The following is a 12607-nucleotide window of genomic DNA, read 5'->3' on the forward strand; positions in this document are numbered from 1 at the left end:
GAACGAAAGGCGAGAAAAATGACCACGAACGAGAACACCAAGGGATTCGATTTTTTCGCGGCGGGAGAGTTACCAGCACCGATCGTGTCTCCCGACCTGGCGGAGCGGTGGGCTGAGGAGGCCTTCGGCCTCTCCGTCCGTGCCGTCGATCTCGGCAGCCAGCAGGATGCGAACTTCCTGCTTATGAACATGCCTGGCGCGAGCGATGCGCAGGGGGAAGATCCGGTCGCGGTGATGAAGATTTCCAACAGTGCGTTCGACGCCGGCACCGTCGACGATCAGGATCGTGCTGCGCAGTGGGTGGCGGACTTCGATCGAGGACTGCGTGCCCCGAGTCGGATGGGAGAGGTTGCAATCCTCAATTCTCCGACCGGAACCCACATCGTGCGTCTCATCCGCTATCTCGAAGGAGGAACACTGCATGGCAGCGATTATCTGTCCGTTGCGGCTGTCGCGGAGATGGGAAGGGTCTCCGGCGAGGTGAGTACCGCTCTGGCCAACCTCCCCATCCCGCCGGCAGAACGCATCCTGCAATGGGATCTGCGTCAAGGACCGCGGGTGGTCGAGTTCCTTGCCGGCCACATCGCTGATACCGAACTGCGCCAGAGGGTGGTGCGTGTGGTTCGTGCTGAGGCTGACCGCGTCGAACGTGTGGCGGCGCTTCTTCCGGTGCAGGTCATCCACGGTGACCTGACGGATGACAATTTGATGCGGTCGGCTTCACCGGACGTCAGCCGGCTCTTGGACGGCGTCATCGACTTCGGCGACCTAATGCTCTCCTGGTGCGTCGCGGAGCTCGCCACGACGATCTCGTCCATCTTGCATCACGATGGCGCGTCCGCTCTGTCTGTCCTGCCGGCGGTTCGGGCGTTCCACCGAATTCGCCCTCTGAGCATCCACGAGGTGGAGGCACTGTGGCCGCTCGTCGTCATTCGCGGGGCCGTGCTCGTAACGAGCGGACATCAGCAGGTCGGCACTGACGAATTCAACGACTATGCCCGAGATGGCCTCGTTCGTGAGCAGCTCATCTTCGACCGCGCGACATCGGTGCCTTCGTCGGTGATGACCGAGATCATCGCTCAGGATCTGGACCTCCGGTCACCCGGTTCAGGGATCGATATCGCTGCATCCGGGGTGTTGGACATCAATGGCAGCGTTGCTCAGCTCGATCTCAGCGTGGGCAGTCGCATCCTCGACGACGGCGCATGGACGACCGACGATGACGCCCGGCACGCCGTCGACGCAGCGATCAATGCACTCTTCGCAGCAGGACACGAGGCGGTCATCGCGCCGTTCGGTGCGATAGACGCCACCCGAAGCCGTCCCCTCGCTACAGAACCAGCGGCCACCTGGCGGACAGGCACGGACGTGTGGGTGTCGAGTGATGTGGAGCTCTTGGCGCCGTGGTCGGGGGAGATCACCGCCACGAGGTCCGGAATCATCCTGACCGGCGACGATGCGACCCTCCGGATCACCGCAGACCAAGAGCTGGCCGAAGCCCCCGTCGCATCATCGAAGGTGACCACGGGCACGCCAATCGGGGTACTCCGCCCCGGCGCGCGCTACCGACTCACGGTGACAGCGCGGGACTTCGAGTCGGACGTTCCCGACGTCGTGCTGCCGGAACTCGCTGCCGGGTGGATGCCGCATCTCGGTGATCCTGGAACGCTCTTCGGGCTCGTCGATGCCGTCCAGGGGGAGTTCGTCGACGACAACGCCGAGATCGATCTCCTGTCCCGACGCGGGGCCGTGCTGGCGGACGTGCAGGAGCACTACTACGCTCTCCCCCCGCGGATCGATCGCGGATGGAAGCATCACCTCATCGCCGACGACGGCCGAGTCTTCCTCGACATGGTCAACAACGTGACCGTGCTCGGGCACAGCCACCCCAGGGTGGCTCGCGCGATCGCTGATCAGTGGAAGACCTTCAATTCCAATTCCCGGTTCCACTATGCTTCGATCGTCGCACTCGCTGAGAAGCTGACAGCGCTGCTCCCGGAGAGTCTCGACACGGTGTTCCTGGTCAACTCAGGATCGGAGGCGGTCGAGCTCGCTCTGCGTCTGGCGCGAGTGCACACCGGACGTGAGGATCTGCTGGCGGTGCGCGAGAGCTATCACGGATGGACGTACCTCGCTGATGCGGTGTCGACCTCCGCCGCAGACAACCCGCGTGCTCTGGCATCGAGGCCTGAGTGGGTGCATACGCTCGATGTGCCAAATGCCTTCAGGGGCCGTTACCGGGGCGAGGAGGCACACCGGTACGCGGACGATGCTGCAGCCGTGGTGCGAGGGCTCGTCGCTTCCGGGCGACCACCGGCGGCGTTCATCTGCGAGCCGGTCTACGGCAGCGCGGGCGGCGTGACGCTCCCGGCGGGGTACCTGGAGGCTGTGTACTCCGAAGTGCGGCGCGCGGGCGGGGTGACGATCGCGGATGAGGTGCAGGTCGGACTCGGGCGACTGGGCAGCTGGTTCTGGGGGTTCCAGCAGCAAGACGTCGTCCCCGATCTAGTTACGATCGCCAAGTCCTTCGGTGACGGACACCCTCTGGGTGCCGTGGTCACCACCAAAGCCATCGCCGCGAGCTACGCGGACGAGGGCTACTTCTTCTCGTCGACCGGCGGTAGCCCCGTATCCAGCGTCGTCGGCTCGACGGTTCTCGACGTCATCGCCGAGGAAGACCTCGCAGGCAACGCGCGACGGGTGGGTACGCATTTGAAGAACCGATTGCAGGAACTCGCGCAACGGCACGAACTCATCGGCGCAGTGCACGGAGAGGGGCTCTATCTCGGTGTGGAATTCGTCCGCGATCGGATCACGCTCGAGCCGGCCACCGCAGAGACGTCGGGGATCTGCGAGCGACTGCTTCAGTGCGGAATCATCGTACAGCCCACCGGGAACCTGATGAATGTGTTGAAGATCAAACCGCCGCTCAGCTTCGACGAGGCTGCTGCGGACTTCTTCGTCGATGCGCTGGATCGTGTGCTCGCCTGACGGACGCCGCCTCAATGGCGTGTGGCTGCTGCACAAGCCCGGTCATCGAACACGGCATCTCGCCGGTGCGCGCTCGTCCAGGTGCGAGTGCGGAACGCGCTTCGCAATCATCGACTGTTCATCGGTCGAATCACTCTCGGCTGTCCTCACTCTCCTCTTGATGATCGAGGGTCCACTGGATCATGGCTTGCATGGGTTCGCTGAAAGACGTCCCGAGTGCCGTCAATGCATATTCCCCTCGAGGGGGGGTGACTCCGGCTAGTGCTGTGACCGGTATGTCCGGTGGCTTTTCTCAGGCTGCCCGGGCCACATCGTGCCGTCCCCAACGGTGTCCTTTTCGCTTCGGACGCGTGCGCGATCACGGCGTTGGTCGTCCAGGACCTCCGGGCTGCGTCCATGGGCGTTGCGCCAGCGCAAGTAAGTCTGGAGGGCGGCCGCGTCCCGACAGGCCGGAGAGGTCATAGTCAACGGGCCCGCCAAACCCCAGCACGGTGTCCGCATGTCGGGGAAAATGCGAACTACCGGGTGCTTGGGATCTCCGGAGAGGCTCATATCGCAAGCGTACTGCGATGGTTGGCTAATGACTTGAGCCTGGTTCGAGAAGAATCACGAAGTCAGACACGCAAACGGGGTCCGGGCACAGTCCTGTAAGCCGATCCCCGACCGCGACACCCGGGCACTAAAATCTTGACAGTTAACTACGATGACATTCCGCACCACTCGGCGGCCGGGACCCCGCCCGGGACAAAGTCTCCTCCGGGTAACTCAAACGCGTCAACACAGGACGCCACACGGTGGTGATGAACAAACCGCATGACGCCCTCAGCGGAGTCTCCTACCTGCCACGTGCGAGGCGAGGGTCTTTCATTCCTAGTCGAGGAATCAGCCCATTTCGGTCGACCTAGGGCGATCCGTCGATGAAGGCCTGGGCATGCTCCACGGCTTTCTTGAACGCGTCATTGCGCAGCCTCACCTTCTCCAGTTGCCCCGACTCGAGGTAGTCAGTAAGCCCTGGACGCAACAGCCAAATATCCCCCTGCGGGGGAAGGTAAAACATCGCGAACGACCGATGCGATTCATCATCACTCCACACCGGGACAACCGCCAGAGCCGCTCCGGTATCAATGTTGATCCATTGGGCACGTGGCATGGGCTGCTCATGGACCTCGGGATCCAGGAACGGGGCGGTGCCCGGGCCCCAGCGTTCCTCGAAACGTTCATGGAAAACCGGCAGCAACGGCGAATCGTAGCGACGCCATGGACTCATCGTGAAGCACCTCCTAGTTAGAGGGTTCCCACCGAAGAGGGGAGATTTGGATGGGTGGGGTGTCGTGGACCACAAGCCGTGGTGTGTGCTGGCGCACCGTCACGTGATGGGACTGCGATCGATCACCTGATGGTTGATCGGCTGGCCATTGTTGGGGTGACGGGCTCCCCCCGGCACGCCCGCGCTCAGCACCGACAGATGGACGCGATAATGCTTGATACGCTTCCATCACGCGCGCCAAGGCCTTATCGGTGCTCTCCCGAGAAGCCGGGGAGGATGCCCCGGGACACAGGGTGTCGGGGTGGTAGCGGCGAACCCCGGACCGGTAGGCCCGGGATATCTCACGTGGTGTGGCCCCGTCGTTCAGTCCCAACACGAGGTAAGGATCTGCCGGTTCGTCCACGTTCCCACCTCCTTCGGTAACTCTTTCGATATCTTGGGCTTCAGCACCCACCTGCAGGGTGAGGTGTGCCGGTGGGTTCCAAGGACCTCAAGGGCCCGGAACCCACCGGCTCCAGGAAATCGATGCAGGGAACCGATAGTGTGGCGTTTTCGACACGGTGGCGGGTCCGCAAAGGACTCGCGCCGCATCGTGGTGTCGGGTTCTCTGCGTTCCCCTTGCCCCCCCGGGGCAAGCACGATGCTGGCACTGCCCCGCTGGCGAGGTTCCTAGGCGTCGATCGCTTCGCGGTCCTCGCTGGGGGAGGTAATGGCAATCTTGCGCGGCTTGGCCTTTTCGGCCACCGGAATGCGCAGGCGCAGCACCCCGGCTTCGTAGCTGGCTTCGATGTGTTCGGTATCCAGGTTCTCGCCCAAGACCAGCTGACGGCTGAACACTCCCCGGGGCCGCTCGGAGGCGAGCATTTCCAAGTCTTTATTCAAGGCCGGACGCTCCGCCTTCACGGTCACCACGTTGCGTTCAACATCCAAGTCGATCGACCCCGGGCTGATTCCGGGCAAATCGAACTCGACTTCGAAAGTATCCCCATCGCGCCAAGCATCCATGCTCATCGCTGCCGGGCGGCCCGGGGTTCCGAAAACCTGCTGAGCGATCCGGTCAAGATCACGGAACGGGTCTGTACGCATCAACATGGCAGTTGCACTCCTTCACAGTGTCTCTGATATGCCATTTCCACTTTGTCGTATCCCCGATAACCTGTATCAGCGGATATAATTTTTATAACACAGTCATTATCGGCGGTGCAAGCCTGCCGGACTCCCCGCACTGATCGACTCAGGGATAAGGGAAAGGACGGGAAGATGACTCAGAAGAGACCAAAGGACCTGGCCGTGTACGCGATTTCGGTCGCCGCCGAACTGGTGGGCACCGGTCAGCAGAACCTGCGCCTCTATGAACGCAAAGGTCTTCTGGACCCCCAACGCACCGAAGGGGGAACTCGCCGCTACAGCGAGAAGGACCTCGATATCCTGCGTCGGATCTCCCATCTCCTCGCCCAAGGTCTGAACCTGTCGGGAATCCGGCTGGTACTGTCCCTGGAGGCAGAAAACATCTCGCTGAAAAACAAGCTCGACCGGCAGGACGCGAAGCCTGACCAGCAGCAGAAGGCCTCGGAAAGCTGATTCCGCTCCGGCGCATCGGCACGCACCCTGGGTGAAGATCATCCTTGGTTGACCGGCCTTGAAACACTTCCCGGCCTGTCCTACCGTGGTATCCCGTGCTAGCGCTTTTCTTTCCATCACTGGTGAACAGGAGGCAGATCAATGAGCGAAGCTATTGACCCCCTGGACCCGGCTGATGCCGCGGCCATCGCGCAAGGCGTCATCGCACCGGATGATGCCCGACCCCTGGACCTGGACGATGAGCTCCCCACGGGCCCGGACGGTGAGCGGTTGGTGGTGTGGGACGAAGTGCACGACCGGGAGCTGGAACCCAACGAAGATCCTGGAATCGATGCGTACCTCGATGAACCCACCGATGATGAGGCTCCACCGGAAGCACAGGCCTAATAAGCACCCAGAGCAGTACGGTGCCTACTATCCGTAGGCACTCTGCTGGGCCGCGTCTCGGTCCCCTCAAACCCCTAGTACTGTGTCGTAGCTAATAATCTGAGAATATGGTGTCAAGCTTGGTTGGGCGGGTTTCCCCCTAACACCCGCAGGGAATCGGGTCAGATCATGGGCAGAACCAAGTCGCGTCCGGTGGAGCTCAGCGCCGTGGACCGGGGACACTCTCACGCGCATCGTACGCACGGGATCCGCACCGGCGCAGCAGGTACGCCGAGCACGCCTCCTGCTCGAACTCGATGAAAACCATCCAGACTGGGAAGGTCCCTCCCCGACTCAAGACGTGATCGCCGAACGCGCCGGAGTCTGCGTGGACACCGTCGTGAAGGTCTCCAAGGCCTACGCGGACCGCGGTGGCGACGCCCTGGATACGGTCACCCGCAAGAAGCGCCTAACCCCGCCGGTGGAAGCAAAAATCACCGGAGATGTCGAGGTCCGGCTGATCGCACTGGCCTGCACCAAGCCGCCCGAGGGGTATGAGCGGTGGAGCCTACGCCTTCTGGAAAAGCACGTCCTACTCACCGAGGGAATCCCTGCGCTGGATCACTCGAGCATCGGTCGGGTTTTAAAAAAAACGAAACTTCAGCCTCACCTAAAGGAATATTGGGCGATCCCGCCCACGGCGAACGGGGAATTCGTGGCCCGCCTGCAGGACGTTTTGGAGGTTTACGCACTCCCGTATGACCCGGAGGTCCCGGTGGTCGCCATGGATGAAAAACCATACCAACTTTTGGATTACACCCGGCCCGGCATCGAGGCGAAGCCCGGGCGCACCCGCAAGGAAGACTATGAGTACTCCCGCAAGGGAGTATGTTCGATCTTCGTGTGGGGTGAACCGCTGGCCGGCAAGCGCCGGGTGATCGCCCGGCCGCGGCGCACCCGCGTGGAATGGGCCCACGAACTCCAGAAGTTGCTCACTGTTGATTATCCCGAAGCCAGGAAGGTCATCCTGGTGATGGATAACTCAACACCCATACACTCGGTTCCCTCTATGAGGCGTTTGCCCCGGCCGAGGCCCGGGAGTTGGCCGCTCGCCTGGAAATCCACTACACGCCCAAGCACGGTTCGTGGCTCAATATTGCCGAGATTGAACTCTCTGCGCTCTCGCGCCAATGCCTCTCCCGGCGCATCCCCGACATCGAGGCACTCAACCTTCAACTGGGCCACTGGCAAGACGCCACCAACGCCGAGGAGCGGACCGTGAACTGGCAGTTCACTACTGATGACACTCGGATCAAGCTTCGTCATCTATACACAGAATATTAGACGTGACAAAGTACTAGATGATTGATTCTAAGGGGTGACGGCGCGGGCAAGGGTGTCCAGACTCGAGGTGTAAACACCCAACACTCGAACCTGGAGAGTTCCGATGGATCCCGACCTGGACACCCTTGCAACAGCACTGTACGCCTGCGCAGACGACTTTTTGAAGGCCAATCCGCACCTGGTTCCGTGGCGTCCGGCCATCGGTTTCCACCCAGGATCAGTGACGCTGAACTGGTCACCATCGCCGTGCTCCAGGCCCTGCTCGGTTTCACCTCCGAACGCCGCTGGCTCCGACAAACCGATGCCGACCTGCGCCGATGGTTCCAGAATCTGCCCCAGCAACCCGGATACAACAAGCGGTTGCGCAAGCTCGGCGGGACCCTGCAGGCTCTCAACGAACACCTGGCGCGCACCACCGGGCTCTGGTCCGATGAGATCTGGCTCGCCGATTCAACCCCGGTCGAATGCGGGCACTCCCGCGAAACCGCCCACCGTTCCGAGCTGGTCGGCTGGGCCGAATACGGGTAATGCGCCTCGCATTCTCGCTGGTTCTGGGGCCCGCGCCTGCATCTGCTCTGCACCCCGGCCGGACTGCCGGTCAGCTACGCGCTGACCGGCGCGAAGGCCGATGAACGCCAGGCGCTGCTCGGCATCCTGGAAAACCTCCCCACCCCGGTCGGGCCGGAACAGTTCATCATCGCGGATAAGAACTACTACGGCCGGGCCTTCGAACGTGATCTCACCGAGGCCGGTATCACCCTGATCCGGCCCACCCGCCAGGGCGAGAAAACCCGCCCCGGCAAGCGGCTGCTCAAGCCGTTAACTCAGGTCATCGAGTCAATCAACCAGACGTTCAAGGGCCAGTTGGACCTGGAGGCCCACGTCGGACGGAGTATCGCCCGGGTGACCGTGAGGGTCCTGCAACGCATCCTCGCGCTGACCACGGCGATCTGGCACAACCAGCACTGCGGCGTCCATCCACTGCGATCGTTGACCGCCTATGACCATGAGCCCTTGGAATCAATCATCTAGATGCTCTGGCTTGAATTTGCCGGCCTTCAGCTCCACCACCACGTACCGGTCCGAGGGCACGCGACACAGCAGGAGGTCGAGGTAATTCCGAGCTCGGAATTTTATCGATCTTGTCTTGTTCCATTCCACCCTGCCATAATGCGGGCATGGAGGACATCACCATTTGCTGGATAGGGGAAACACCGACCGATTCATGGGGCCAGCTTGCGGCCTTTACCAAGGACGGGAGCATTGTCGGCCAGGCGACATACAAGCGTTGGGAGCAGAAACCCGAGCTAACGTATCTCAGTGGCTTCTTCGTTGATAACGAGTACCGGAAGCATGGCATCGCAAGTGACATGATGCATAAGATCTTCGAGCGTCTCGGCCGCAACCGCCCGTACATGGTGAATCTGTCCGGAAACCTGGATCGCCTCTTCATGGAAACCATCGCAGCAGAGGAAGACGCGCCCAAGCTTTTCGAGATGCTTGACGACCGCTCCTACAAGCCGATGAACTAACGTCATCCTTGGGGCCCTGTGACCGGCCCCTGGCCAACGGGTACTACCGTCGTTGAGGGAACGACAACGTCTTCACTTGTCAAAGCTGGAGCATCGGTAACGCGCGGCCCCAACCTCATGGGCTGATGCCAGTGAGTGACCTGTCCCACGCTGCTGGAAAAGCACCACGGGCCATGCAGACCATGTGCCCGTTAGCGGCACGCGCGCGCACGATGGTGGTCAGCGGGGAAACCGGTGTAGTCCCGGACCGGGTCCTGGGACCGCAGCGTGCTTGAAGCTCGGCTCATGCAGCTGCGTGCCAACCGGCGGCGTCGGTGGCGGCGAGCTTGCCCAGTTTGGCGATCCGGCCGCTGTCCCCCGAAGCCAGGACATCCAGTGCCGTGCTCTCCCCCAGCTGGGCCAGGCGTGCGGTGAGCCAATAGGTGACGGCCCAGCCATCCACCCCAGTGCCCAGCAGGATGCTCAGCAGCTTCCGGAGCCCGGTCGCCACCGCGCCGTTGATGAACTGGAAGGCCGGGAAGAGCACGACCCCGTCCGCGGTCTTCACCCGCAGCAGGCGGTGGTTTTTGGCCCGCTCGCTCACGGCCTGGCGCGACACGTCGCCCAGCACCTTGCGCACCCGGTCCGTGGTGTAGAAAGCGCCGAGGCGGTCGTTGATCCGGTTGGCCGTCCCGACGGCATCGGCCATGGCGTTGACCGTGGCGCGCTCGGCCTCTCCGGAGAAGTCGGTGACCTCATGGGAGGCAACCATCTGCTCGAGTCGGCGTCCCATGCCGTCCAGGACGCGCTCGCGCCAATTCTCGGCGGTCGACGTACCGTCCTGCGGGAGGTCGATGAGATCGCTCATGGTGATTACCTCTTTTCTGTCCCCTCCACCTTTTCACCTTTGGTCAAGGCAAGTTCCAGCAACTCGAAGTAGGTCCACTGTGGTTCCCGCGGCCGGCACTGAACACCACTATCGCACCAGCGAAGGTGAATCAGGCATCAAGGAGAAGTGCCACCGGCTCACGCACGCTGATCGGACGGCTCAGATACCCAATAAGCGTTCGGTGCCGGGTAGATGAACCTGCGGTAGGCCGAGCGGGGACGCTTATCCGGTGGCCGCCGCAAAGACGTCGGCCATATGGCGGCGCAGTTCGGAACAGTTCTTCAGGTCTCCTGAATTCAGCTCCTTCGTTCGTATCCGGTACGGTCCACGCAACCATTCGACCGTGACGATCAGCACATTTCAAGACAAACCACGCACCGTGACCTGCCTCGCGTTTTCGGCCAAACGGTAGCCCGCAAGCGCCAAAAGGCGCGATGCACACGATGGCCGGCCGCTGCATTGAGCGCCCGTCCAGCCAGTGCCATGGCTTTTAGCGATCTGCACATAGATGCGGGTCACGTTTTTCAGTCATACTTCACCGTTGCAAACACAAGGAGTAAACCCTCATGACTACAGATTTCAAGACCCAGGCTGGACCGGCGAACACGCTGGCCAAGACGCTGGGCAACCGCGATGCACTCGCATTGGGCTTCGGCGCCATGATCGGCTTCGGCTGGGTCGTTCTCACCGGCGATTGGCTGGCCAGTGCCGGAACCATGGGCGCGATTCTCGCGATGGTTACCGGCGGCATCATCATGGCCATCGTCGGTCTGACCTATGCAGAATTGACTGCATCCATGCCGATGGCAGGAGGCGAGCATAACTTTATTTTGCGCGCCCTTGGTCCACGCCCGTCCTTCATCGGCTCGTGGGCAATCACCGGTGGCTATGTAACGATTGTGGCCTTTGAGGCAGTGGCATTCCCCCGGACCGTCGAATACATCCTGCCCGGGCTGAGCCAGATCCCGCTGTGGACCATTGCCGGGTTCCAAGTCCACCTCACTTGGGCCCTGGTTGGCGTGGCCGCAGGCGCATTGATCACCTTCATCAACATCCGCGGCGTCAAGCAGGCCGGAATAGTACAGACCTTTACGGTGCTGTTCCTGCTGGTTATCGGCGCACTGCTCATCTTTGGTTCGGTCATCGGCGGCGACGTGCAGAACATGGAGCCGCTGTTCACCAACGGCGTTAGCGGCTACTTCACAGTACTGATGGTCGTTCCGTTCCTCTTCATCGGCTTCGACGTGATTCCGCAGTCTGCCGAAGAGGTCAACATCCCGGCCCGCCAGGTCGGCAAGCTCGTGGTGTTGGCTGTCGTGCTAGCCACCATTTGGTACATCATGGTCGTGCTGACCACTGCTTCCTCGATGCCGGCATCCGAACTGGTCAAGACGGACATCGCCACGGCCGATGCCATGGGCGCGCTGTTCGGCTCTGCGTTGATGGCCAAGATCCTGATCGCCGGCGGCATCGCAGGCATCTTGACCTCGTGGAACTCGCTGCTGCTGGGCGCATCCCGCCTGGTCTACTCGCTGGCCCGCAGCGGCATGCTCCCGGCATGGTTCGGAGCACTTCACCCGAAATTCCGCACCCCGCACAACGCCCTGCTGTTCATCGGCGGCCTCTCCATGCTGGCCCCGTTCTTCGGCGTCAAGATGCTCGGCTGGCTGGTCGACGGTGGCGCACCGAGCATCATCATGGCCTACTTCCTGGTGGCCGTGACCTTCCTGGTGCTGCGCAAGCGCGAACCGGCAATGGATCGCCCGCTACGCGTCGGCGGCAAGGGCAAGGGGGGCATCGCGATCGGCATCGCCGCAGTGGTGCTGACCTTGGCCCTGTTCAGCCTGTACATGCCGGGCATGCCGGCTTCACTGAGCTGGCAGCCCTGGCTGATTTTCGCCGTTTGGTGGGGCCTGGGTGCGCTGTTCTTCTTCAAGGTCCCCGCCGGCATCAAGCCCGGAGTGGACGCCGAACACCAGGTCCTTGAAATCGTGAAGGCCCGCAAGGCCAAGAAGTAACGCCCACCACAAGGGCGCTTTGCATCAAACGCCGCTGGCGAGTCCCGCATGGAGGATGTCCTCCGGTGGCGTTTAATGTTGGCCCACATGGCCGGATGGGCCCTTGTTTCCATGGACATGAGCGTCGCGGCGAACACGGCAAACAGTTGGTCGGCCTCTTTCGCGGCGCTCACCATGGGAATGCCTATCTTCAACGTGTCGCCAGCGGAACCCCGCTGGCTCCCAGCACCCCGTTTTCCTTCTTCTGTTCGATGATGCCATCCGCCCCGACCCACGGGGCCTCGTCGGGACGGATGGCATCGAGCCCGAAGAACAAGGGGTGGCCCGTGACGGCATCGGCGGCCGATGCTCCCGCGGCAAGCTCCCGCAGCGAGTGACTCAGCCCTGCATCCCACTATCTGTTGCAGCTCAGAGGCCTACGGACCGGCGTTTGGGGTATCGCGGTGGATTATCGGTCCGGTAGAACCGTTGGCGGCAGTTGAAAGCCGCAGGTTGGACGCGGCGAACCGGCACGAACTACCGTGACAATGGCGTCCTCGTGTGGGGCTACGCCCCTGGCCGGGCAAGCCAATAAGGACTGAACCGTCTCCTCCCTGGTGGTAAATGCGCCGATAGCGATAGGGCGTTCAGCAACATCGCC

At 62.1% G+C, this 12607-nt stretch carries 12 protein-coding genes and 1 pseudogene; 7 read left to right on the forward strand and 6 right to left on the reverse strand.

Annotated features, from left to right (window positions below):
* Positions 1 to 18: 18 nt before the first annotated feature.
* Complete coding sequence (locus E9229_RS04530) at positions 19 to 2991, forward strand: aminotransferase (RefSeq protein WP_183510075.1); 2973 nt, start codon at positions 19 to 21, stop codon at positions 2989 to 2991.
* A 130-nt stretch (positions 2992 to 3121) separates the two neighbouring features.
* On the opposite strand, the gene E9229_RS20000 is transcribed toward E9229_RS04530, so the two are convergent.
* From E9229_RS20000 to E9229_RS04550, 4 genes are all read right to left on the reverse strand, one after another.
* Positions 3122 to 3268 carry a winged helix-turn-helix transcriptional regulator gene (locus E9229_RS20000; protein WP_183511873.1) on the reverse strand — a complete coding sequence of 49 codons (147 nt, stop codon included), beginning with the start codon at positions 3266 to 3268 and terminating at the stop codon, positions 3122 to 3124.
* A 624-nt stretch (positions 3269 to 3892) separates the two neighbouring features.
* Positions 3893 to 4258 carry a hypothetical protein gene (locus E9229_RS04540; RefSeq protein WP_183510076.1) on the reverse strand — a complete coding sequence of 122 codons (366 nt, stop codon included), beginning with the start codon at positions 4256 to 4258 and terminating at the stop codon, positions 3893 to 3895.
* A gap of 13 nt (positions 4259 to 4271) precedes the next feature.
* A complete protein-coding gene (locus E9229_RS20005) occupies positions 4272 to 4712 on the reverse strand; it encodes a J domain-containing protein (protein WP_407671324.1) in 441 nt (146 codons plus the stop codon).
* 215 nt (positions 4713 to 4927) lie between these two features.
* On the reverse strand, positions 4928 to 5350 hold the full coding sequence (locus E9229_RS04550; RefSeq protein WP_183510078.1) for an Hsp20/alpha crystallin family protein: 423 nt from the start codon (positions 5348 to 5350) through the stop codon (positions 4928 to 4930).
* A gap of 168 nt (positions 5351 to 5518) precedes the next feature.
* On the opposite strand from E9229_RS04550, the gene E9229_RS04555 reads away from it, so the two are divergent.
* From E9229_RS04555 to E9229_RS04575, 5 genes and pseudogenes are all read left to right on the forward strand, one after another.
* Positions 5519 to 5839 (forward strand): MerR family transcriptional regulator, encoded by a 321-nt coding sequence (locus E9229_RS04555; RefSeq protein WP_183510080.1) that lies wholly within the window; start codon positions 5519 to 5521, stop codon positions 5837 to 5839.
* 141 nt (positions 5840 to 5980) lie between these two features.
* Positions 5981 to 6226 carry a hypothetical protein gene (locus E9229_RS04560; protein ID WP_183510081.1) on the forward strand — a complete coding sequence of 82 codons (246 nt, stop codon included), beginning with the start codon at positions 5981 to 5983 and terminating at the stop codon, positions 6224 to 6226.
* A 340-nt stretch (positions 6227 to 6566) separates the two neighbouring features.
* Positions 6567 to 7487 (forward strand): IS630 family transposase, encoded by a 921-nt coding sequence (locus E9229_RS04565; protein ID WP_221184372.1) that lies wholly within the window; start codon positions 6567 to 6569, stop codon positions 7485 to 7487.
* Between the two features lie 165 nt (positions 7488 to 7652).
* A pseudogene (locus E9229_RS20175) lies at positions 7653 to 8581 on the forward strand (IS982 family transposase).
* 110 nt (positions 8582 to 8691) lie between these two features.
* Positions 8692 to 9081, forward strand: coding sequence for a GNAT family N-acetyltransferase (locus tag E9229_RS04575; RefSeq protein ID WP_281369447.1), 390 nt, complete (start codon positions 8692 to 8694; stop codon positions 9079 to 9081).
* Positions 9082 to 9364: 283 nt separating this feature from the next.
* Here E9229_RS04575 and E9229_RS04580 read toward each other — a convergent pair whose 3' ends face one another.
* Positions 9365 to 9928 carry a hypothetical protein gene (locus E9229_RS04580; RefSeq protein WP_183510083.1) on the reverse strand — a complete coding sequence of 188 codons (564 nt, stop codon included), beginning with the start codon at positions 9926 to 9928 and terminating at the stop codon, positions 9365 to 9367.
* A 587-nt stretch (positions 9929 to 10515) separates the two neighbouring features.
* Between E9229_RS04580 and E9229_RS04585 the strand changes: the two genes are divergently transcribed.
* Complete coding sequence (locus E9229_RS04585) at positions 10516 to 11967, forward strand: APC family permease (RefSeq protein ID WP_183510084.1); 1452 nt, start codon at positions 10516 to 10518, stop codon at positions 11965 to 11967.
* Between the two features lie 190 nt (positions 11968 to 12157).
* On the opposite strand, the gene E9229_RS19650 is transcribed toward E9229_RS04585, so the two are convergent.
* Positions 12158 to 12283 carry a hypothetical protein gene (locus tag E9229_RS19650; protein ID WP_281369448.1) on the reverse strand — a complete coding sequence of 42 codons (126 nt, stop codon included), beginning with the start codon at positions 12281 to 12283 and terminating at the stop codon, positions 12158 to 12160.
* Positions 12284 to 12607 lie beyond the last annotated feature (324 nt).

The sequence above is a fragment of the Paeniglutamicibacter cryotolerans genome (genome assembly GCF_014190875.1).
GTDB lineage: Bacteria > Actinomycetota > Actinomycetes > Actinomycetales > Micrococcaceae > Paeniglutamicibacter > Paeniglutamicibacter cryotolerans.